The sequence below is a fragment of the Streptomyces sp. NPDC015127 genome, from assembly GCF_043080095.1.
In the GTDB taxonomy this organism is placed as follows: Bacteria; Actinomycetota; Actinomycetes; order Streptomycetales; family Streptomycetaceae; genus Streptomyces.
Genome location: NZ_JBIBVE010000001.1, coordinates 301186 through 322210 on the forward strand (window position 1 = coordinate 301186; position 21025 = coordinate 322210).

Annotated in this window: 18 protein-coding genes; 10 read left to right on the plus strand and 8 right to left on the minus strand. The window is 70.7% G+C overall.

Annotation, left to right across the window (positions count from 1 at the left end):
- Nucleotides 1-102: 102 nt before the first annotated feature.
- The 4 genes from ACF08N_RS01280 to ACF08N_RS01295 all read left to right on the plus strand — a co-directional run bounded on the left by ACF08N_RS01280 (nucleotide 103) and on the right by ACF08N_RS01295 (nucleotide 5692).
- On the plus strand, nucleotides 103-2040 hold the full coding sequence (locus tag ACF08N_RS01280) for a glycoside hydrolase family 15 protein (RefSeq protein ID WP_392322468.1): 1938 nt from the start codon (nucleotides 103-105) through the stop codon (nucleotides 2038-2040).
- Between the two features lie 79 nt (nucleotides 2041-2119).
- Nucleotides 2120-3694, plus strand: a complete 1575-nt coding sequence (locus ACF08N_RS01285) for a GMC oxidoreductase (protein WP_392322469.1) — start codon at nucleotides 2120-2122, stop codon at nucleotides 3692-3694.
- A gap of 36 nt (nucleotides 3695-3730) precedes the next feature.
- Nucleotides 3731-5140, plus strand: a complete 1410-nt coding sequence (gene zwf / locus ACF08N_RS01290; protein ID WP_392322470.1) for a glucose-6-phosphate dehydrogenase — start codon at nucleotides 3731-3733, stop codon at nucleotides 5138-5140.
- 411 nt (nucleotides 5141-5551) lie between these two features.
- Entirely contained in the window at nucleotides 5552-5692 is a 141-nt protein-coding gene (locus tag ACF08N_RS01295) for a hypothetical protein (RefSeq protein ID WP_392322471.1), read from the plus strand.
- A gap of 189 nt (nucleotides 5693-5881) precedes the next feature.
- Here ACF08N_RS01295 and ACF08N_RS01300 read toward each other — a convergent pair whose 3' ends face one another.
- The 3 genes from ACF08N_RS01300 to ACF08N_RS01310 form a co-directional block, all read right to left on the minus strand.
- Nucleotides 5882-6454 (minus strand): cysteine dioxygenase, encoded by a 573-nt coding sequence (locus tag ACF08N_RS01300; RefSeq protein ID WP_392322472.1) that lies wholly within the window; start codon nucleotides 6452-6454, stop codon nucleotides 5882-5884.
- A gap of 89 nt (nucleotides 6455-6543) precedes the next feature.
- A complete protein-coding gene (locus ACF08N_RS01305; protein WP_392322473.1) occupies nucleotides 6544-7449 on the minus strand; it encodes a LysR substrate-binding domain-containing protein in 906 nt (301 codons plus the stop codon).
- 94 nt (nucleotides 7450-7543) lie between these two features.
- On the minus strand, nucleotides 7544-8383 hold the full coding sequence (locus ACF08N_RS01310; protein ID WP_392322474.1) for an SAM-dependent methyltransferase: 840 nt from the start codon (nucleotides 8381-8383) through the stop codon (nucleotides 7544-7546).
- A gap of 193 nt (nucleotides 8384-8576) precedes the next feature.
- Here ACF08N_RS01310 and ACF08N_RS01315 point away from each other — a divergent pair, with 193 nt between their 5' ends.
- Entirely contained in the window at nucleotides 8577-9812 is a 1236-nt protein-coding gene (locus ACF08N_RS01315; protein WP_392322475.1) for an SGNH/GDSL hydrolase family protein, read from the plus strand.
- Nucleotides 9813-9881: 69 nt separating this feature from the next.
- Here ACF08N_RS01315 and ACF08N_RS01320 read toward each other — a convergent pair whose 3' ends face one another.
- The 3 genes from ACF08N_RS01320 to ACF08N_RS01330 all read right to left on the minus strand — a co-directional run bounded on the left by ACF08N_RS01320 (nucleotide 9882) and on the right by ACF08N_RS01330 (nucleotide 13704).
- On the minus strand, nucleotides 9882-11234 hold the full coding sequence (locus ACF08N_RS01320; protein WP_392322476.1) for a PASTA domain-containing protein: 1353 nt from the start codon (nucleotides 11232-11234) through the stop codon (nucleotides 9882-9884).
- Nucleotides 11235-11359: 125 nt separating this feature from the next.
- The gene (locus ACF08N_RS01325; protein WP_392322477.1) at nucleotides 11360-11572 is read right to left on the minus strand and encodes a YbdD/YjiX family protein; all 213 of its coding nucleotides are present in this window, start codon (nucleotides 11570-11572) and stop codon (nucleotides 11360-11362) included.
- A complete protein-coding gene (locus ACF08N_RS01330) occupies nucleotides 11569-13704 on the minus strand; it encodes a carbon starvation CstA family protein (protein WP_392322478.1) in 2136 nt (711 codons plus the stop codon). The genes ACF08N_RS01325 and ACF08N_RS01330 overlap by 4 nt, the downstream gene beginning before the upstream one ends.
- A gap of 633 nt (nucleotides 13705-14337) precedes the next feature.
- Here ACF08N_RS01330 and ACF08N_RS01335 point away from each other — a divergent pair.
- Genes ACF08N_RS01335 through ACF08N_RS01345 form a run of 3 tightly spaced genes read left to right on the plus strand, consistent with a single transcriptional unit; the run spans nucleotide 14338 to nucleotide 16777 of the window.
- Nucleotides 14338-15888 (plus strand): sodium:solute symporter, encoded by a 1551-nt coding sequence (locus tag ACF08N_RS01335; protein WP_392322479.1) that lies wholly within the window; start codon nucleotides 14338-14340, stop codon nucleotides 15886-15888.
- Nucleotides 15885-16520: an RNA polymerase sigma factor gene (locus ACF08N_RS01340; protein ID WP_392322480.1), complete on the plus strand. Its 636-nt coding sequence runs from the start codon at nucleotides 15885-15887 to the stop codon at nucleotides 16518-16520. Before ACF08N_RS01335 ends, ACF08N_RS01340 begins: the two co-directional genes overlap by 4 nt.
- Nucleotides 16517-16777, plus strand: a complete 261-nt coding sequence (locus ACF08N_RS01345) for a hypothetical protein (protein WP_392322481.1) — start codon at nucleotides 16517-16519, stop codon at nucleotides 16775-16777. Before ACF08N_RS01340 ends, ACF08N_RS01345 begins: the two co-directional genes overlap by 4 nt.
- A 57-nt stretch (nucleotides 16778-16834) precedes the next feature.
- On the opposite strand, the gene ACF08N_RS01350 is transcribed toward ACF08N_RS01345, so the two are convergent.
- Both ACF08N_RS01350 and ACF08N_RS01355 read right to left on the minus strand, forming a co-directional pair.
- A complete protein-coding gene (locus ACF08N_RS01350; RefSeq protein ID WP_392322482.1) occupies nucleotides 16835-18250 on the minus strand; it encodes an aminotransferase class V-fold PLP-dependent enzyme in 1416 nt (471 codons plus the stop codon).
- Between the two features lie 23 nt (nucleotides 18251-18273).
- Nucleotides 18274-18843: a RidA family protein gene (locus ACF08N_RS01355; RefSeq protein WP_392322483.1), complete on the minus strand. Its 570-nt coding sequence runs from the start codon at nucleotides 18841-18843 to the stop codon at nucleotides 18274-18276.
- Between the two features lie 361 nt (nucleotides 18844-19204).
- Between ACF08N_RS01355 and ACF08N_RS01360 the strand changes: the two genes are divergently transcribed.
- Both ACF08N_RS01360 and ACF08N_RS01365 read left to right on the plus strand, forming a co-directional pair.
- A complete protein-coding gene (locus ACF08N_RS01360) occupies nucleotides 19205-20428 on the plus strand; it encodes a hypothetical protein (protein ID WP_392322484.1) in 1224 nt (407 codons plus the stop codon).
- Nucleotides 20425-20898, plus strand: a complete 474-nt coding sequence (locus ACF08N_RS01365; protein ID WP_392322485.1) for a DUF6924 domain-containing protein — start codon at nucleotides 20425-20427, stop codon at nucleotides 20896-20898. The genes ACF08N_RS01360 and ACF08N_RS01365 overlap by 4 nt, the downstream gene beginning before the upstream one ends.
- The last annotated feature ends 127 nt before the right edge of the window (nucleotides 20899-21025 follow it).

The window sequence follows — 21025 nt, forward strand, 5'->3', positions numbered from 1 at the left end:
CGGCGCCTCCGGCGGAGGGCGACTGTGTGGAGGCGATGCGGGGGCCGCCGGGGCGACGGATCCGGGCGGGAGTCGGATAATGACACTGACGGACCACCTGGAGTGTCTCGTGCAGCGATACCCCCCATCGCGGACCACGGACTGGTGGGCGATCTGCAGACGGCGGCCGTGATTTCGGCGGAGGGCGTCGTCGACTGGTACGCCGCCCCGCGGTTCGACTCGCCCGGCATCTTCTCCGCCCTCCTCGACCATGACGTCGGAGGGCACTTCAGTCTGGGGCCCGACGCTCCGGACGTGACAAGCAAGCAGTTGTACTACCCCGGCACGGCGGTCCTGGTGACGCGGTTCATGTCGCCGGACGGGGTCGGAGAACTCATGGACTGGATGCCTCCCCTGCTCTCCCCCACGCCCTCGGACCGGCACGCCCTGATCCGTGTCCTGCGGTGCATGCGCGGCACCATACGGTTCCGTCTGGAGTGCGCGCCCCGTTTCGACTTCGGGCGCGACCGCCACATACTCTCCACGGACGGGGGGCGGGACTCGACGGACGAGGGGCCGGGCTCGACAGGCGAGTGGCGAGCCGTGTTCCGCGGTGCGCGGCTCGATGCCCATCTGCAGGCCACGTTCCCTCTGCGCCGGCAGGGCGACGATGTCGACGGCACGGTCGTACTGAACGCCGGTGAGACGGCGGGCGTCGCCCTCACCGTCTGCGACGCGGGCGGCGAAGCGCCCGAGCCCATCGCTGTCGGCGGGCTCACCGACCGGCTCTGGCAGGCGATCCGATTCTGGCAGGGCTGGGTGCAGACCACTCACTACACCGGCCGCTGGCCGGACATGGTGCACCGCGCGGCGATCACGCTCAAACTGCTGACGTACCTGCCCACGGGGGCGCCGATCGCCGCCGCCACCATGGGCCTGCCGGAGCAGGTCGGCGGGGAGCGCAACTGGGACTACCGCTACACCTGGATACGGGATGGTTCCCTGTCCGTCCGGGCCCTGCTCGACCTGGGCTTCGTGGAGGAGGCGACCGCGTTCACCGACTGGCTGATGCGGCGGCTCTCGGAGAGAGCGGACCTGCCGCACGGGCCCGGCGGAACGCCCTTGCAGATCATGTACCGCGTCGACGGCGACCCCAACCTGCCGGAGGAGATGCTCGGGCACCTGGAGGGCTACCGACGCTCGGCTCCCGTTCGGGTGGGCAACGCGGCCAAGGACCAGTTGCAGCTGGACATATACGGCGAAGCCCTCTACGCCCTCGCACAAGGGCGGGGCGCGCACGGCCCGGACGACGGTCCCGGCCTCTCCTCCCGCGAATGGAAGGCCGTCGCACGCGTCCTGGACCAGCTCACCACGCTGTGGGACCAGCCGGACGACGGCATCTGGGAGACCCGGGGCGGCCGGAAGGACTTCACGTTCAGCCGGGTGATGTCCTGGCTCGCCTTCGACCGAGGTCTGCGGCTCGCGGACCGATTGTCCTGGCCGGCCGACGTGGCGCGGTGGAGAACGGCGCGCGACACCGTCTTCGCCCAGGTCATGGAGAAGGGATGGCACAGCGGCCGCCGAGCCTTCGTCCAGCACTACGAGGACGACGTCCTCGACTCCTCGCTGCTGCTGATTCCGCGCGTCGGTTTCGCCTCCCCCACCGACCCCGACTGGCTGAGCACGCTGGACGCCATGGAGGGCTCCTTGGTCTCAGACAGCCTGGTCTACCGCTACGACCCCCACGCCTCGCCCGACGGACTGCGTGGCAGCGAGGGCACCTTCAGCCTCTGCAGCTTCCTCTGGGTCGACGCCGTCGCGCGCGCCGGGCGCCTGGAGCAGGCCCGGTTCGCCTTCGAGAAGATGCTCACCTACGCCAACCACGTCGGGCTCTTCGCCGAGGAAATCGGCCCGTCCGGCGAGCAATTGGGCAATTTTCCGCAGGCCTTCACCCACCTGGCGCTCATCATGGCCGCGACGACGCTCGACGACGCCATCGACCGGCTGGTGCTGTACCAGGCGCCGAAACGCCCTCGCAGCACGCCGCCCCACCTGTGGTGACGCGGATGCGGTTCGAGCGGCACGGAACTAGCCTGAAAGAGTCCGTCCTGTGTCCGGGGCTCACGCCACGGAGGGTCCAGTGGACGATCAGCACTACGACGTCGTCATCGTCGGCAGCGGTGCCGGTGGCGGCACGCTCGCCCACCGCCTCGCCCCTTCGGGCAAGCGGGTCCTCATCATCGAACGGGGCGGCTACCTGCCGAGGGAGCGTGAGAACTGGCAGTCCCGTGCCGTGTTCGTCGAGTCGCGCTACCGCGCCGACGACATCTGGTACGACCACGAGGGCCGGCCCTTCCCGCCCGAGGTCAACTACTACGTCGGAGGCAACACCAAGTTCTACGGCGCGGCCCTGTTCCGGCTTCGCCCCGAGGACTTCCACGAGATACGGCACCACGGCGGGCTGTCGCCGGGCTGGCCGCTGGACTACACGGACCTGGAGCCCTACTACTCCCAGGCCGAACAGCTCTACCGGGTGCACGGTCGGCACGGCACGGACCCCACCGAAGGTCCGGCGAGCCTTCCGTACCCGCATCCACCGGTGACGCACGAGCCCCGGATCCAGCAACTCGCCGACCGGCTCGGCGGGCTGGGACTCCGCCCTTTCCCCCTGCCGATCGGCGTCGACCTCACCGAGGGCCCCGACGGGCTCCCCACCCGTGACAGCGCGTGCGTCCGGTGTGACCGGGTCGACGGCTTCCCCTGCCTCCTGCTCGCCAAGTCGGACGCCGAGGTCGTCTGCGTCACCCCGGCCCTGCGACACGAGAACGTCTCGCTGCTCACGCACGCCAGGGTCGACCGACTGGAGACGGACCCCACAGGCCGGACCGTCACCGAGGCGGTGACCACCCTGGAGGACGGCACGACCGCCCGTTTCCGGGCGGACGTCTTCGCCGTTGCCTGCGGCGCGGTGAATTCCGCCGTCCTGCTCCTGAAGTCGGCCTCCGCGCTCCACCCCCGCGGCCTCGCCAACAGCTCGGACGTGGTGGGCAGGCACTACCTCCGGCACAACAACGAGGCACTCATGGCGGTGTCGCGGGAACCCAATCCCACTCGCTTCCAAAAGACGCTGGCCGTCAACGACTGGTACCTCGGCGCGGACGACTGGGACTACCCACTGGGCGGTATCCAGATGCTCGGCAAGTCCGACGCGGAGCAGATCCGCGCCGACGCCCCGCACTGGGCAGGCGTCTCACCCCCGGACATGCCCCTGGAGGTCCTGGCCCACCACTCGGTGGACTTCTGGCTCTGCGGAGAGGACCTGCCCGACCCCGACAACCGGGTCACCGTGGGCCCGGACGGCAACGTGCGTCTCGCGCTCAGGGATACCAACACGGAGGGCCTGCGGCGCCTTCGCCGCAAGTTGGCGGGCATGCTGGAGGACCTGGGCATGCACCCCCACCACCTGCTGCCCCACATGGTCTACCTGCACAAGGACATGCCGATCGGCGCCACGGCCCATCAGGCGGGCACCGTCCGCTTCGGGGACGATCCCGACTCATCCGCCCTGGACGTCAACTGCCGTGCCCACGACCTGGACAACCTGTACGTCGTCGACGCCGGATTCCTCCCGAGCATCGGCGCGGTGAACCCGTCCCTGACGGTGATGGCCAACGCCCTGCGTGTCGGCGACCACCTCGTCCAACGGCTCGGATGACCCCGAACCCCCAAGCGCCACCGCACGGGAGAGACCATGGCAACAACGGAAAGCGTCGACGCCGTCGTCGTCTTCGGCGCCACTGGAGACCTTGCCAAACTGGAGACCTTCCCGGCGCTCGCCGGACTCGCGGGGCGGGGGCTGCTCGACGTGCCCGTGATCGGTGTGGCGAAGAGCGGCTGGGGACTGGACCAGTTCCGGGACTATGCGACCGCCTCCTTCCGCAATAACGGCATCGACTCGGCCGGTGCCCCGGCCGGCCGGGTGCTCAACGCGCTGCGCTACATCGACGGCGACCTCACCGACCCGGCGACGTACGGCACCCTGGCCCGCGAACTCCGGGACTCCCGACGCGCACTCTTCTACCTGGAGGTCCCTCCGGCACTGTTCGGCCGCATCACCCAGGGCATCGCGACCACGGGGCATGCCGAAGGGGCCCGCGTGATGATCGAGAAGCCCTTCGGGACGGACCTGCGCAGCGCCCGCGAGCTCAACGCGACCGTCCACGAGGTGTTCCCCGAGGACGCGGTCTTCCGCGTGGACCACTGGCTCGGGCTGGAGCAGATCGAAAACCTCATGTTCGTCCGCTTCGCGAACTCCGTTCTCGAGCCACTGCTCAACCGCACATATGTTGAGAGCATCCAGATCACGATGGCCGAGGCGTTCGGCGTGGACGACCGGGGCCGCTTCTACGACCGTACCGGTGCTGTGCGGGACGTACTGCAGAACCATCTGCTGCAGGTGCTCGCCACCGTGGCAGCGGACCCGCCGGAGGGGCCGGGCCTCGCCGACTGGCAGGACTCCCGGGCACGTGTCATCAAGGCCCTCCGGCCGCTCGACCCGCACGACATCGTGTTCGGCCAGTACGACGGGTACGACGACGTCGAGGGCGTGGCAGCTGGCTCCCGCACCGAGACGTTCGTGGCGGCGCGGTTCGCGGTGGACTCGTGGCGCTGGTCCGGGGTCCCCGTGTGCATTCGGGCGGGGAAGAAGCTGCCGATGACGGCCACGGAGATCCTGGTGACGTTCCGGCGCCCGCCGTGCGACACGTTCGGTCTGGGCCCCGCCCTCGACTCCAACCACCTGCGCATCCGGTTGCGGCCCGATACGGCCATGGGATGGGCCATGATGGGCAAGAAGCCGGGCCCGGGCGCCCGGCCGCAGATCGACGCGCTCACCTTCCACGAAAGCGCCGGCCAGGACATGCGCCCGTACGACCGGCTCATCGGCGCGGCGCTGCAGGGGCAACGCTGGTTGTTCGCCCGGCAGGACACCGTCGAGGCCGCGTGGAGCGTCGTCGACCCGGTGCTCGGCGACATGGAACGTCTCCCGCATCCGTACGAACAGGCCACCTGGGGGCCGAAGGAGGCCGAGACGGTGCTGCGGCCCGGTGAGCGCTGGCACGACCCCCTGCCACCCGCGGCCGGCCCGTCCCGGGCGGCGTGAGCGCGCGCTGGGTGTCGCGCGGCCTGGGTCACTGCCGTCGCTGGGGCGGCCCTGGCACGTCCGCGCGTGAGCTGCATGGGCTTGGCCCAGGGCCCCTGGACACGGGTGCACCCCGTACCACGGCATCAGCCGCCCCAACGAGAACCTCTATTACATCGCCAACTGCATCCCGGCGGCTCGATGTTGTCGTCTTCCTCGCCCTTGAGCAGCCGAAGCGGGGCCGGCGCCCGGCGCTGCTGCAGACCGACCGTGCTTCCGGAGCACGCTGCACGGCGCAATCGGGCAGTCAGGAGACGAGGGGGGCGGCGTCCACTTCGGTCAGGTTGACGGTGCACAGGCCGCCGCGTTCGGTCGTCACGTCCATCAACCCGCTGCACGCGCAGCTGGATGCCCGCTCCGAGGTGCCGCTTGATGACGGCGTCGACCCCGCCGTCCATCCGGCCCCGGGAGTTGGTCGGGGTGACCCAGGCGTTCGACATCCTCGTCGAGGATCGAGCACTCCTGTCGGGAAACGGCCCTTCCAACACCCCCGACGCTATCGGCCACCACTGACAACACCGCTGGGACACGGGAGGGTGACCTGCCGTCAGGGCACTCGGCACGGGCAGCAGGCCCCGCGAGGACCGCCGCCTGCACAAGGCCGGGCCGTCCAGCCGCTCGCAGCGGTGCACCGGCGCGAGTAGGGCCCGCAGATCCAGCGCTTCCCTCCCCGAGCGGACAGGACGCAGCGCTGCGCGGTGGTCAGCGGTCGGTCGGGAGGTCGTAGACGCGGCGGACGCTCGTGCCGAGGCGGGAGATGTCGGCGCCGTAGACGTGGAGGGATATCGCGGTCGCCGTCCCCGCATTGCGTACGCGGTGGATGTCCCCGGGCGGCGCGAACCCGCAGAACTCGCCCTGCCGGGCCACCACATCGGCGGTGGCGACGAGCCGCGCCGCCGAGCCGGCGCCGTCGGCGGGCACGAGCCGGTAGCGCCGCTCGTGCTCCTCGCCCTCGTGCACGCCGGTCGTGCACCAGGCCACATGGTCGTGCACGGGAGTGCCCTGACCGGGCAGCCAGACGAGGGCGACGAGGGAGAAGCTGCCGTCGTGTTCGGCATGCAGCAGGTGCCGACGGTAGCGCTCCGGATCGCTCTCGCGCTGCTCGGGGGTGAGCAGGTCGTCCGCTCCGAGGTGCGGGGCGAGGCGTTCGCCGACGAGATGCGCCGTCAGGTCGGGCGGCAGCCCGCGCCCGACCGCCTCGCGCACGCCCTCGATGAGCGTGTCGAGGCGGGCGGTGGTCCGGGCCGCGGTGAAGGCGGGGGGTGAGGTCGTCATACGGGCAGCGTCCGGCCGCGCCGGCCCGCACGTCCAACGACGATTTCCTGGGTGGCGCCAAGCAGTGCTTATAAGTTGAGTGCCGACGCTCAGCAGCCGACCTTGTTGGCCGCCACGGTCCGCAGCTCCTCCAGCACGAGCGCGGTGGCCGGGACGCGCAGGTGCTCCCGCAGCACGTACGCGAAGATCTTGCGGCGCGAGAAGGGCTGCAGGGGACGCCCCGTGACCTTCTCGTGGCGCATGAAGTTCAGGACGAGCGAGGGGATCATCGCCACGCCGAGTCCTTCCGCGACCAGGCTCTGCACGGCGAGGTTGTCGTCGGTCATGAAGGCGATGTCGGGCACGAAGCCGACCTCGGCGCACTCGTGGAGCAGGTTGGCGCGGCAGCGCGGGCAGCCGGCGATCCACCGCTCCCCCGCGAGGTCCGCGAGCCGCACCATGCGCCGCCGCGCGAGGGGATGGAGGCGCGGCAGCAGAACGGTCAACTGGTCCTCCAGGAGCGGGATCTCGACCAGTTCGCCGGGCACCTGCTCGCGCAGTCCGGGATAGGTGAAGGCGAGGGAGACGTCGCACTCGCCGCGCGCCAGCCGCCGCAGTGACGCGGGCGGCTCGTCCTCCAGCAGGTCGACGCGGATGCCGGGGTGGGCGGCGGTCAGCCGGGCGAGCGTCTCGGGCACGAGGGTGGAGTTGGCGCTGGGGAAGGCGCAGAGGCGGACGCGGCCGGAGCGCAGCCTGGTCAGGGCGTTCACCTGCTCCCGCGCGGCGGACATGGAGTCCAGGATGCTGTCCGCGTGCCGTGACAGCGCCTGGCCTGCCTCGGTGAGCCGCATGCCGCGCCCGACCCGCACGAACAGCGCGGAGCCGACGTCCCGTTCGAGGGCCTTCATCTGCTGGGTGACGGCGGGCTGGGTGTAGCCGAGGGCGCGGGCGGCGGCCGAGTAGGAGCCGGTCCTGACGACTTCGTGGAAGGTCTTGATGTGCCGGGAATCGAACACCAGCGCATCATAGGCAGGAGCGCACCATAAGCGGTATTTGGGGTGGCCGAACCGGTCGGATCGCGGCCGGTCCGCCCGTACACCCCCGCCCGTCTTACGGCTTGCGGGCCACCGCGCCGTACAGGGAGATCACCGCGTTGTCGTCGACGACCTCGTCCACCGCGAGTTCCGGGTGCCACTGCGTCAGCTGGACGACACCGGGCTCGACGAGCTCCAGTCCGTCGAAGAAGCGGGACACCTCCGCGTGCGTCCGCGGGGCGAGGGTGACGCCGCTCGCGGAGTACATCTGCACACCGCGCAGCACGGCCGCCGGGTCGAGGTCGGCCGTCAGCTGGGACAGGACGAGGTAGCTCCCGGAGGACAGGGCGCCCACGAGCCGGCCCACCAGGTCGTACGGGCGGTCGTCCTCGCCGAGGAAGTGGGTCAGCGCGACCAGCGACAGGGCGACGGGCCGCGTGAAGTCGAGGGTCTTGCACGCCTGTTCGAGGATGCGCGCCGGGTCGCGCACATCGGCCTGAATGTAGTCGGTGACCCCTTCGGGGGTGCTGCGCAGCAGGGCCTCGGCGTGGGTGAGGACGATGGGGTCGTTGTCGGTGTAGACGACGCGACACTCGGGCGCGGCGGCCTGGGCTATCTGGTGCAGGTTGGGCTCCGTCGGGATGCCGGTGCCGACGTCGAGGTACTGGCGCACACCGGCCTCGCGCGCCATCCAGCGCGTGACGCGCTGCATGAACCAGCGGTTCGTCCGGGCGACGTGCCGGGCCGTGCCGTCCACGCCCATGATCTGGCGGCCGAGCTCCTCGTCGACCGGATAGTTGTCCTTGCCGCCGAGGTACCAGTCGTACACCCGGGCCGGGTGCGGCCTGCTGGTGTCGATCCCGTCGATCCCGTCGGTCCCGTCGGTCCGTGCGCCGGCAGGCTCGGTCCCGGTCATACGAAGCCCCCCATCGTTGCGGCTCCTGCGAGCCGATCGATCAGCGATCCTCGCAGGCGGTACGGGCGGCGGCAAGTAACTGCCCTGCCCCGGACGGGAGTTCGGCGGCGCAGGCGGTATGGACAGGAAGCGTCCGACGCGGGTCAATGCAACGACCACATGCGCCACGAACGCATCGGAGGTCACGCGGAACATGAACAGATCCTGGTCACGTTCGCCCCGGTCCCTTCTGCGCACCACGGTCGTCGCCTCGCTGGCGACGGCGCTCACGGCAACGGCGTTCACCGTCGCCCACGCCGCACCTTCTCCCCGGTCCACGACCCAGGTGGTCACCTGGGCGGCGAGCGCCGACCGGCTCGGCGTCGCGGCGCAGGACCTCACGTACCGCCTCGTCGTCCGCACCAGCGCGGGCGGCAGCGCCCTGCGCGTCCGCCTCTCCAACGCCTTCGGCGAGCAGCCGGTGACCTTCGGCACGGTGCGGGCCGGGCTGCGGGCATCGGGCGCGGCCGTCGTCCCCGGCTCCGACCGCGCGCTGACATTCGGTGGCGCCGGTTCCGTGACCGTCCCGCCCGGCGGGGCGGTCTACAGCGATCCGCTGCCGGGCAGCGTACGGCCGGGGTCCGACCTCGCCGTCAGCCTGTACGTGCGGCAGGCCGCCGGCACGGCGACCGGGCACCGGATGGGTCTGCAGACCTCGTACGTCGCGCCGGTGGGCGACCACGCGGCCGACGAGTCGGCGACGCCGTACACCCGTACCGTACGTTCGTGGTTCTACCTCGACGCCGTCGTGGTCGACGCCCGGCGGGGCATCGGCGCGGTCGCCGCGCTCGGCGACTCGATCACCGACGGCGCCTCGTCCACGCCGGACACCAACCGCCGCTGGCCGGACTTCCTCGCCGCCCGTCTCCAGAACGACCCCACGACGCGTATCAAGGGCGTGGCCAACGAGGGCATCTCCGGCAACAAGGTGCTGAGCGACGGCTCGGGCGAGAGCGCCCTCAAGCGGCTGGACCGCGACGTGCTGTCCCAGCGGGGCGTGCGGACGATGGTCCTGTTCGAGGGCGTCAACGACATCAAGGCGACTCCCGCCCCCACGGCCGGTGAACTGATCGCCGGCTACCGGCGGATCGTCGAGTGGGCGCAGGCTGCGGGCGTCTGCGTGGTCGGGGCGACGGTCATGCCGTACGAGGGCTGGCGCGAGTGGACGGCGGGCGGCGAGGCCGTACGGCAGCAGGTGAACGCGTTCATCAGGAACGGCGGCCTGTTCGACGAGGTGGTCGACTTCGACGCGGCGATCAGGGACCCCGCACGCCCGTCCCGGATGCTTCCGGCGTACGACGGCGGCGACCATCTGCACCCCAACGACGCGGGGATGCGCGTGACGGCCGAGGCGGTGGACACGGACCAACTGCGCTGTACGAGGAGGTGAGGCTCCTTCGGGGCCGCCCCGGCCCACGCGCGAGAGTCGTTCCCTCGCCTTCGCGTGGTGCGCGACCTCTCATCCGGAGTTGTAGCCCCATCGAGCCTGGCCGTCCTTGCCCATGAAGCATTTCGCGGGCCGCCCGTCGGCTGTCGTCGCGGTGGCGCCCACGGGAGAGCAGTACTGCCCGAACTGGATGCCGGACTGGCCTCCAGTGCTGCCGGTGCTCCCGCCCGAGGTGCCGGAGGAACCGCCGGAGGTTGAGCCACCGCTGGTGCTGCTGCCACCAGTACTGCCTCCGGTGGTGCCACCGCCCGAGGTGGTTCCGTAGGAGGGCTGGGGACGCGGCTTCGGTTTGGGCTCAGGCTTCGGCTTCGGCTTCGGCTTGGGCTTGGGCTTCGGACTGGGTTCGGTACAGGGATCGCCGGGGCCGATCAGCCACAGATCGACCTGGGTGCTGACCGAGACCTCGGTGTCAGGGTCCGGCTGCTGCCTGCACACCGGCCAGTCGGACAGGTCACGCGACTGTTCGTCCAGACGCTGGCCGGTGTGCGCGTGGAAGAGGAACGTGCGATCGAGCCCGAGGTCCTCCAGGGTCCGCGAGGCATCGACGAACCGCTCACCGACGAGGTCCGGCATCACGACCCGGCGGGCACCGTGCAGTCGCGTCGGGCACTCTTCCCGCTCAGGGACCGCGTACAGCGTCAATGCTGTGACGGACGGGCGGACCGTCTCGTCACGGGAGGGACTCTGGAAGCAGACCCGCCAGCCCTGCTCGGTCGTCGTCACCGGCCGGAGGGCGGAGGAAGCGTCACCTGCCGACACTCTCAGCCATGGCTGGGCGCCGGCCTCCGCGACGGCGGTGGAGAGCGGAGTCCCGCTGAAATCGCCGACCACAACGCGGTCCGCGCGAACCTGCGCCGCGCTCTCCTCGCCGCCGGGGCCTGTCCCCAGGCCGGTGAAGAACATCACGGCCGCGCCCGTGGACACAAGGACGGGATGCCGGCGCACCCAGGTGAGGACCCGCTTCCCACGAGCGGGGCGCAGAGGGGATTCCGGGGGCAGGAACGATCCCCTGGCCTGGAGGAGTTCTCCCTTGGGGTCGAGTTTCGAGCCGTGCAGCTTGTGCGGCGTCCCTTCGACGAGTATCTCGACGGAGCGGAACATGCCGTAGGTGCGACGGAGGATCCGCAGGGGCTCGGGCACGCGGGTCGCCTTGGGCGACACGAGATTCCGGAACAGGATGAGGCCGCTCTGCGTGAGGACGGCATTGCCCCAACCGTTGTGATAGATGGCCTGGACGACCTCCTCGGGCTCCAGGACTTCCAAGAGCGCCGTGGCGTAGACGTCGGGGAGGACACCCAGGTCGGCAACGACCGCGGCGGTGCGCGGGTCGTCTCGCAGGCGGCTTTGTACGGCGCTCTCGGACATGCGGGGATATTAACGACTGATGATCGACAGCCGGACACCAGTACCTGCACGAAGCCCGTCGGGCCGCGATCGGGAGGCGGTGTGGGCCCGGGGCCAAGCCCCGGCGCCCACCCCCTGGCGGCCCGTCAGCAGCAGCGGCTCTGCGGGTTCTCCTCCCGGTGACGGGCCCGCAGCCGCTCGTACGTCCGCCGGGACGGGACCGCTTCGTCCGGGTGGTGTTCCCGGTGCCGTCGGCAGAAGCGGTCGTAGTCCGCCGCGCCCGAGATCTCCCGCAGGTACCACCGGACGCCCCGCAGCAGCCGTGCGGCCGCGCCGCCGAACCGACGGGCGGGCCTCATGCTCGCTCCCGCGCCCCGGTCAGTGCCTCGGCCCGCGGCGAGGGGACGTCGATCGCGGACTCCACGTAGGGCACCTCGGTGGTCGGCAGCGGTTCGGGGGACCGTACGGCTCGGACACAGACGACGGCCGCGTGGGCGATCACCAGCGTGACCAGGACGAGGAAGACGGCCATGATGACGCCGTCGACGGTGGAGTTGAGGACCACGGTGTGCATGTCGTCGACGGACTTCGCCGGGGCCAGGATCTTTCCGGCGTCGAGGGCGTCGGCGTACAGGTCGCGCTGGGCGAAGAAGCCGATCTTCGGGTTGCTGTCGAAGATCTTCTGCCAGCCGGCCGCGTAGGTGACGGCCACGTCCCAGACCAGCGGGACGCCCGTGACCCAAGCCCAGCGGAGCTTCCCCGCCTTGACGAGCAGGGTCGTGGCGACAGTGAGGGCGATCGCCGCGAGGAGCTGGTTGGCGATGCCGAAGAGCGGGAAGAGCTGGTTGATCCCGCCGAGCGGGTCGGTGGCGCCGACGTAGAGGAAGTAGCCCCACAGGCCCACGATGACGGCGCTGGTGATCCAGATGCCCGGCTTCCAGGTGACGCGGCCGATCGGCTTCCAGACGTTGCCGAGCATGTCCTGGAGCATGAAGCGGCCGACCCGGGTGCCCGCGTCCACGGTGGTGAGGATGAACAGCGCCTCGAACATGATCGCGAAGTGGTACCAGAACGCCTTCATGCCCTGGCCGCCGAACACACCGGAGAAGATCTCCGCCATGCCGAAGGCGAGGGTGGGCGCACCGCCCGTGCGGGAGATCAGCGTCTGTTCCTCGACGGACTTCGCGGCCGCCGCCAGGTCGTCCGGGCTGATGGTGAAGCCGAGGCCGGCCACTGCCTGGGACGCGCTGTCCACCGTGGTGCCGAGCAGTCCGGCGGGGGCGTTCATCGCGTAGTACAGGCCGGGGTCGAGCACGGAGGCCGCGATCAGCGCCATGACGGCGACGAAGGACTCCATGAGCATCGCGCCGTAGCCGATGAGACGGACCTGCGACTCCTTCTGGATCAGCTTGGGCGTGGTGCCGGAGGACACGAGGGCATGGAAGCCCGACAGGGCACCGCAGGCGATGGTGATGAACAGGAACGGGAACAGCGCCCCGGCGAAGACCGGACCGGTGCCGGAGGAGGCGAAGGGGCTGACCGCGTCGTTCCTGAGCACGGGCGCGGTGACCACGACGCCGACGGCCAGCAGCACGATCGTGCCGATCTTCATGAAGGTGGAGAGGTAGTCGCGGGGCGCCAGCAGCATCCACACGGGCAGCACGGAGGCGACGAAGCCGTAGCCGACCAGGCAGAAGACGAGCGTCGTCGGCGCCCAGGTGAACGTGTCGGCCAGGGAGGAGTTCTCGACCCAGCCGCCGCCGACGATGGCGAGCAGCAGCAGGGCCACACCGATGACGCTGGTCTCGATGACCCGGCCGGGCCGCAGGTAGCGCAGGTAGAACCCCATGAACAGGGCGATGGGGATCGTCATCGCCACCGAGAAGGTGCCCCAGGGCGATGCGGCAAGGGCGTTGACGACGACGAGGGCCAGCACCGCGAGCAGGATGATCATGATGGCGAGGACGGCGATCAGCGCCGCGGCGCCGCCCACCCTGCCGAGTTCGTCGCGCGCCATCTGGCCGAGGCTCTTGCCGTCGCGGCGCATGGAGAGGAAGAGGACCACCATGTCCTGGACCGCGCCGGCGAAGATGACGCCGACGACGATCCAGATCGTGCCGGGAAGGTAGCCCATCTGCGCGGCCATGACGGGACCGACGAGCGGTCCGGCGCCCGCGATGGCGGCGAAGTGGTGGCCGAACAGGACTCGGCGGTCGGTGGGTTGGTAGTCGATGCCGTCGTCGAGGCGCTCGGCCGGGGTGGCGCGGCGGTCGTCGAGTTCGAGGACGCGGCGTGCGATGAAGCGCGAGTAGAAGCGGTAGGCGATCGCGTACGAGCCGACCGCGGCCACGACCAGCCAGACGGCCGAGATCTCCTCGCCCCTGGCCAGGGCGACCACGCCCCAGGCGACGGCGCCGACGACGGCGACGCACGTCCAGATCAGGATCGACTTCGGAGTGGGTCTCGCGCTGCGGGCGCCGTTACGTAGCACAGTTGCTCCAGTGGCCGGGGTCTCCTGCACGGAGACCACGCGAAGCGGACCGGTGGCGCGCGAGGCGGAGGCGACGCGCGGCGGATCCGCGGAACGGATTCACGGAGGAGTTGCGGCGGACCGGGGGCGGGTTGACAGCAGGTTTCCGGAAGTTTTCTCCGCCGCCCTCAACGGCGTCCTCCCCGCGATGAATTCGGCAGCCGGACACCGGCCGAAACTGCCCTCTCGGCCTGCGTCCTCTCCTCCGTCCGGAACCCTCCGATCGCCCTCCTCGGGCGCTTTCGGGCAGGTGGGAACGTCGCCCCGCAGGCGGTGCCTCTCGGCGTCACGGGGTCTATCGCTTGGCTGGAATGAGTGGTTCACTCCTCGACTGTCCGGGCTTCCTTCCTTCGTGTCGGTGACCCGTTCGGCCTCGCGACGGCCTCCCGGCATGGGTTCTGCGTCCGTGTAGTTGCGTTCGGCCCCGCCGGGGTTTACCGCGACGTGGCCGGATTTCCACCGCCGGCGGCCGGTGTGCCGTCCACCGCGCCGGTGGTGGTCCGCCGGCCTCGCCGGTGGTGGTCCTCGGGCCTCGCCGGTGGTGTCCCGGGGCCGTGAACGGACACGTCAGGCCACAACGAGCGTGGAGGAGCCATGAGTAACCTCGCCCCCGTGATCACCTGTGCGGCGGTCGTCCTGGTGGCATCGGCGATCGCGCTGAGGGGTGCCCGCCTCGCCGCGGGCGGCACCGGGATCAGGGCGGACCTCGAGGACTGGGCACTCGCCGACCGCCGCCAGGGCAGCGGTCTCATCTGGTGCCTGCTCGGCGGCACCATCTACACCGCGTACACGTTCACCGCCGTGCCCGGCGCCGTCTTCACGTCCGGCGGCATCGGGTTCTACGCCCTGCCCTACACCGTCATCATCTGCGCGATCGCCTTCGTCCTGCTGCCGCGTCTGACATCGGTCGCCCGGGCCCACGGTCACGTCACCGTCGCCGACTTCGTGCGCGAGCGGTACGGCTCACCACTGCTCGCGCTTGCGGTCGCGCTCACCGGCATCTTCGCGACGATGCCGTACATCGCACTCCAACTGCTGGGGCTGCGGGCCGTCCTCACCGTGCTCGGGCTGCGGCCGGACGGACCGGCCGGTGATGCCGCGCTGACCGCCGTCTTCGCCGTCCTGGCCGTCTCCACGTACCGGTACGGGCTCCGGGCACCCACCCTCGTCTCGGTGGTGAAGGCCGTGCTCGTCGTGGGCTCCACGATCGCCGTCTGCGCCCTCGTGCTGACCGACGTGGGCTCCCCGGCGACCCTGTTCGCCCGGGCCGACGCGGCGCTGTCGGAGCGCGACGGCGCCTCGGCGCTCGTCCCCGACCCGTCCCTGGCCCCGGCCTACGTGTCCCTGGCGCTGGGTTCGGCCCTGGCCCTGTTCGCCTTCCCCCATGTGCTCCTGGTCGCATTCTCCGCCCGCACCGCGGACGTTCTGCGCCGCACGTCGGTCACCCTGATGGGCTGGACGGCCATGCTGGGCCTGTTCGCCCTGTTCGGGATCGCGGCACTGGCCTCGGGTGTCCGGCCACCACCGGGCCGCTCCGAACTGACCGTCCCCCTGCTCGTACTCGACCTGGCCCCCGGCTGGGCGGCCGGCCTGCTGCTGGGCGCCGTCGTCGTGGCGGCGCTCGTCCCGGCCGCGGTGATGTCCATCGGCGCGGCGACGCTCTTCGCCCGCAACGTCTACCTGGAGTTCGTCAACCCCACGGCCACAGCGGCACAGGTGACCCGGATGGCCCGGCTGATGTCGCTGGTCGTCAAGGTGGGCGCACTCGCCTTCGCGCTCGGGTTGCGCGACCAGGCCGCCATCAACCTCCACCTGCTCGGCGCGGTGTGGGTGCTCCAGATCCTGCCGACGATCGTGCTCGGACTGCTGCACCGCACCCCGCACCGGATCTCGCTGCTCGCCGGCTGGCTCCTCGGCATGGTCGTCGGCACGGCGCTGGTGAAATCGGGAGGCTTCTCCTCCCTGGTGACGCTCGCCATCGGCCCCGTACAGGTCCAGGTGTACGCCGGTGTGGTCGGCCTCGCCGTCAATCTGGCCGTCGTCGCGCTCACCAGCCCTCCGCTGGACCGGCTGGGCGTGCCGCGCGGCCTGGCCGGACTGCTCCGGCCAGGGCGCCCGACGCGCGAGGGCGGGGTGAGGTCATGAGAGCCACGGACAAGCCCTGGCGCCGCGGCCGCAGCGGCACGGCCCCCGAGCCCGAGCCCGCCGGCGCGGTCGCTCCCCCGCGGCATGCGAGGGCCCTGGAGCCGATGACGGCCGGCACCGAGCCCGGTGTGGACCTGCGGGACGTCGAGCGGGAGACGGCGATGATCCGGCTCTTCGACGGCCACCACGCCCAACTGGTACGGCTGGCCGTACTGTTGGGGGCGGAGCAGGACGCCGAGGACGTGGTCGCCGAGGCGTTCTGCGTGCTGCACCACCGCTGGTACCGGCTCCGTGCGCCGGAGGCGGCACCCGCGTACCTTCGTTCTGTGGTGTGCAACCTCGTGCGGATGCGGATACGACGCCTTCAGGTGTCCCGGCGCCATGCCGACATGGAGGTCGCGGAGATCGCCTCCGCCGAGTCCACGGCGATGCTGCACGAGGACCAGCGCCAGGTGGTGGACGCGTTGAAGAACCTGCCCACCCGGCAGCGGGAGGCGCTGGTGCTGCGCTACTGGATGGACCTCAAGGAGAGGGAGATCGCCGAGGCGATGGGGATCAGCAAGGGTGCCGTGAAGTCGCACATCTCCCGCGGAATGCAGGCACTGTCGCGGGCCATGGAGACCCATCGATGAGTGTGGACGACCCCGAGGCCCGGCTCCGCGACACCCTCGACTCACTGGCTTCGACGGTGGTGCCGTCCCCCGACGCCTACGCCAGGGCGCGTTCGGAGTGGCAGCGCCGGGACCGGCGGCGCCGGCTGGTCATGCTGGTGCTCGCGGTGCTGATCGTGGCGGTGGCCGACCTGGTCGGCCTGTGGGCGCTCCACTCGTTCGCCGAACCCGAGCGGCCGCCGCGCCAGGAGCGGATCGATGTGATCGTCCAACCGTGAGGCCGCACAGAGGGAACGGGGCCTCGGAGCGCACTCCGCGGCCCCGTTCCCAGGTACTCAGCCCATGTCGCCCGACAGCTCCCACACCGCGTCGACGACGCGTTCCACGTCCTCCCGCTGGTGGAACAGGTGCGTGGAGACCCGCACGGCCTGGTGGGGCCTGGCCGAGCCGATGACCGGGAAGTCGCTGGTGCGGATCACGATGCCGTACTCGTCCTTGAGCCGGGCCACCAGTGTCGCCGTCTTCTGCGCGTCATGGACGTCGCGCGGATCCCGGAAGGGGGCGAATGAGGTCAGAGCGCACACCAGCCGCGGGTCGTCCTTGGGCGAGTACAGCGCTCCCGTCCCCCACCGTTCGACGACGAGCTCCTTCAGATACGCCGACAGCCCGAGGACGTGGTCCTGGATGCGCTGCCGTCCGATGCTGTCCCACACCTCGCAGACGTTGCGTACGCCGGCCATGACCGCGAGGCTGCTGTTCCCGACGGTCTGGAGGTCGGAGGCGATGTCGTAGGTCTCCGTCGGACCGGTGGAACGCGGCGGCAGACCGCCCTCGGCCGGGTAACCGCTGGAGACCACCGGCCAGAACTCGGGCAGCGGGTTGGGGTTGTGGCGCGGCAGGACCTTGTTGCGTATGTACAGGACGCCGGTACCGCCGGGCCCGCACTGCCACTTGGCGGCCGACCCGGCGAGGAAGTCGACGCCCAGCTCATGGAAGTCGTACGCCATCATGCCGGGTATGTGCGCCCCGTCCACAACGCTGATCAGGCCGTGGTCCTGGGCGAGCTTCGCCAGCATGCGGATGGGCAGCATGGTGCCCGTCTTGTAGGTGGGCGCGGAGAACACCATCGCCTTGGTGCGCGAGGTGATGGCCCGCCGGAACAACTCGACGTAGTCCTCGGCCCGTTGGCCGTTGCCGACCGGCAGGGCGACCCGCTTGATCACCACACCGTGGCGGTCGCGCGCGAGGGCCATCGGCACGTTGCCGCCGGAGTGCTCGTGGTTGGTGGTGAGGATCTCGTCGCCTTCCTTGAGGACGAGACCGGCGAGGATCTTCGACATGCCGTCGCTGGTGTTGTGGGAGATCACCAGCTCGTCCGGATCGCACCCGTACCCGCGGGCCGCAACGGCGCGCACCTCGGGGAAGTCGCTGTACGCGGATATCGCCCCCACGGCGACTTCGCGGTGCACCCGGTCGACGGTGTCGAGGACCTCGCGGGGCGGCGACCCGACGGTGCCGACGTTCATGAACAGCACGTCCTTGTCCAGCATGAACAGGCGCTCCACCTCGCGCCAGTAGCCGGGGGACGAGGGCGGAGGAAGCGCGGCGGCGGTCGCACCGGACGCGGCGGACGCGTGCGCGGCCGGGGCGGATGCGACGGTCCCGATACCGACGCTCGCGGCCCCGGCCCCCAGGAACCCGACGAAACCGCGCCGGGAGACTCCGGAGCGTGTGCGCGTGTGTCTCGACATGATCATGTCCCTTCAGCTGTGACTCAACGGACGGCGATGGCGGAGATCTCGACCTTGGCGTCGCGCGGCACGCGGGCGACCTCGACGGTGGCGCGGGCGGGCGGTGCGGCGGACCCGAAGAACTCGGCGTAGGCGGCATTGAAGCGGGCGAAGTCGTCGAGATCGGCGAGGTAGACGGTGGTGCTGACCACGTGCGACAACGCCATGCCGTCGGCCTTGAGCACGGCCTCGACATTGCGTAGCACCTGCCGCGTCTGCTCCTCGACGGAGGCTCCGGCAGGTATGGCCCCGGTCTTGGGATCGATGGGCAACTGCCCGGAGACAAAGGTGAGGTTCCCGGCGGAGATCCCCTGCGAATAGGGCCCGATGGCGGCGGGCGCGTCGGGGGTGGCCACGACGCGGTGCCGGGGAGTCTGCTCGTCGGCGGCGGGCTGGCCGCTGGTGGGCTCGGCGAGGGCGCGCTGCCCGTCGGTGGGCTCGGCGACGGCGGAGGCGCCGCCGAGGGCGAGGACCAGGGCGGCGGCGGCAACGAGGGCGGTCCCGCCCCGTCGGCGCCGCCCACGGCCCCACCGGTTCTGCTTCGAGGTCTGCATTCGCACGTCCTCCCGCACACATCAGCACATGGACACGCCCGTCAGTGGGCGTTGGGTGCTGGTTGGTTGCGGGAGGGCGGGGGGAGGTTTACGGGCGGGGGCAACGATTTGGCGGAGGGGCGGGCACGGATCCGCCGATCCCAAGGCCACGGCGTATGCCAGTTCGCGTCCAACGCCGCCTGGACTGCCTGGAGTGCGTCCGCGCGATGCCTCACCGCTGCCGCGCCCAGGTCGGCCGCGCTGCCGGCCGACAGGGACGATCAGCGCCCTGACCTGCGAGATCGTGATCCTTCTGTGCTGGCGCCGTCCGGCCCTGAACAAGAAGCATGTCCGCACAGAACACACACAAAGGGTGGGGATCGTGAAGACCGCAGGACACTGGAGAGTCGCACTCGCACTGCTGCCGGCGCTCATCGGCACCGCCGCGTGCGGGACGGGCGGCACCCCAGAGGCCGGGGAGGCGGTCTACGGGCGGCCGCTCGCCGAGCAGTTCCGCGCGGCGACCGAGGTCACGCAGCAGGCCGGCACCGCACGCTTCGTCTCCACACTGACGTACTCCACCCCCGACGCGGAGGCCGTGCACCGGACCACCGGCAGCCAGGACTACGCCGGGAGGACCTCGGACGTCACCCTCACACTCCGCGTCCCCACGGACTTCCCCGAGGGCGCCGCGAAGTTCCTCGGTGAGCCGGGCAAGTCCATCCAGCAGATTCTGGCCACCACCGCCGACGACGTCTACTTCCGGCGGGACGCCTCCTCCTGGCTGCGCTACACGCCTGGCGCGTTCAACAAGCTGGGTGATCCGACCAGTGAACTGGCCGCGCACGCCGCCGGTGAGGCGGCGCCCTACAGCGGAACCCTCGCCGATCTCGTTCCCCGCACGATTCCCCGGGAGCAACCGAAGCGGGAAGCGGACGGCAGCCGTGTCTACCAGGTGACCGCGCTCCAGGAGATGGCAGCCGAGTTGCTGCCGCCGGCCCTCAGGGTCGCCGGAAACGACTGGGGCTCGGCTCCTGTCGAGATGACGGTCCGGTTGAACGCCGAGGTTCGGCTGACCGCGGTGCGCGCCGACCTCGGTCCGGTCCTGGAAAGTCTGCACAAGCACAAGATCCTCGTCGGCGTCACGCGCCTGCACGCGTCGTACAGTCTCAGCGACTTCGGCGCACCGCTTCAGCACGAGACACCCAGTCGGGGTGTCGAGGACGCCGAGAAGGTGCTGGCCCCGCTCGGCACACTGAAGGGCGGCCAGTGCGCCGCCTTCGACACGGGGCTCGCCGCCCGCACCGTGGTGCGCCCCGTCGACTGCGCGCACCGGCCCGACATCCGGGTGTACGCCCAGGTCTCGGTCGACCGCGCCTTCCCGGGGCAGAAGGCACTCACCGACGGGAGGGAGTACGCGAGGGAGCAGTGCGACGAGGCGTACACCGACGCGCCGAAGCACTGGGTGCGCGACACCCGCCGCCCGGGCAGGTACGCGTTCGCCGGGTCGTCCTCTGTGTCCGTCCACCACGGTGCGGAAGGAACGAAGACATTGCTGACCGGCGACTACACGTGCTACGTGATCACTCCTGGGAGTGGCAAATGACCGTACTGCCGAAGATCGTCGGGCGTGACGAATTCGCTGCCCTGATCGTCAGGACCGCCTACGACGACGAGGCCGCGTGGCAGGCAGTGGTGGCGGATCTCGTTCAGCCGTGGGGAATCGGAGGCGAGTACGACGCCGATGTCCACCTCGTCGACGATCCCGCCTGGGACGGTGCCACGCCCGGTGACGTCCTCGCCGTGGCGAGAGCCGACGAGGACCTGAGCGTGGTGTTCCTCGCCGACAGCGTCACGATGCAGTGCGCGCACCGGGGGCTGTTGGCCCTCGACATCCATGACGAGGACGAAGACCTCGACCCCATGGACGGCGGCCCGCCGCCTCGGGAGTTTCGGACCGTTCCGGCAGGCGTCCACACAGTGCACGCGAACCTGTCGATCGCCAACATGGACTTCGAGGACTTCGCCGAGGCGGCGTTCACCGATCCGGACGGTGTGTTCCGATCCTTCTCGTAGGCCCGGGGGCCGATGCGAATCAGTGGTGACTCAACGGACGGCGATGGCGGAGATCTCGACCTGATCGCATCCGGCAGGGCCGCCGTCGTACAGCCCCGGGGAGCCGGCACGGTACGACGCCGCCGCG

Excerpts from the sequence above, each read along its gene's own strand:
- ACF08N_RS01315 (WP_392322475.1), top strand. The coding sequence starts at position 8,577 with ATGAACAGATCCTGGTCACGTTCGCCCCGGTCCCTTCTGCGCACCACG.
- ACF08N_RS01300 (WP_392322472.1), bottom strand. The coding sequence starts at position 6,454 with ATGACGACCTCACCCCCCGCCTTCACCGCGGCCCGGACCACCGCCCGC.
- ACF08N_RS01355 (WP_392322483.1), bottom strand. The coding sequence starts at position 18,843 with ATGCAGACCTCGAAGCAGAACCGGTGGGGCCGTGGGCGGCGCCGACGG.
- ACF08N_RS01365 (WP_392322485.1), top strand. The coding sequence starts at position 20,425 with ATGACCGTACTGCCGAAGATCGTCGGGCGTGACGAATTCGCTGCCCTG.
- ACF08N_RS01345 (WP_392322481.1), top strand. The coding sequence starts at position 16,517 with ATGAGTGTGGACGACCCCGAGGCCCGGCTCCGCGACACCCTCGACTCA.
- ACF08N_RS01335 (WP_392322479.1), top strand. The coding sequence starts at position 14,338 with ATGAGTAACCTCGCCCCCGTGATCACCTGTGCGGCGGTCGTCCTGGTG.
- ACF08N_RS01340 (WP_392322480.1), top strand. The coding sequence starts at position 15,885 with ATGAGAGCCACGGACAAGCCCTGGCGCCGCGGCCGCAGCGGCACGGCC.
- ACF08N_RS01295 (WP_392322471.1), top strand. The coding sequence starts at position 5,552 with ATGACGGCGTCGACCCCGCCGTCCATCCGGCCCCGGGAGTTGGTCGGG.
- ACF08N_RS01310 (WP_392322474.1), bottom strand. The coding sequence starts at position 8,383 with ATGACCGGGACCGAGCCTGCCGGCGCACGGACCGACGGGACCGACGGG.
- ACF08N_RS01320 (WP_392322476.1), bottom strand. The coding sequence starts at position 11,234 with ATGTCCGAGAGCGCCGTACAAAGCCGCCTGCGAGACGACCCGCGCACC.
- ACF08N_RS01350 (WP_392322482.1), bottom strand. The coding sequence starts at position 18,250 with ATGTCGAGACACACGCGCACACGCTCCGGAGTCTCCCGGCGCGGTTTC.
- zwf (WP_392322470.1), top strand. The coding sequence starts at position 3,731 with ATGGCAACAACGGAAAGCGTCGACGCCGTCGTCGTCTTCGGCGCCACT.
- ACF08N_RS01325 (WP_392322477.1), bottom strand. The coding sequence starts at position 11,572 with ATGAGGCCCGCCCGTCGGTTCGGCGGCGCGGCCGCACGGCTGCTGCGG.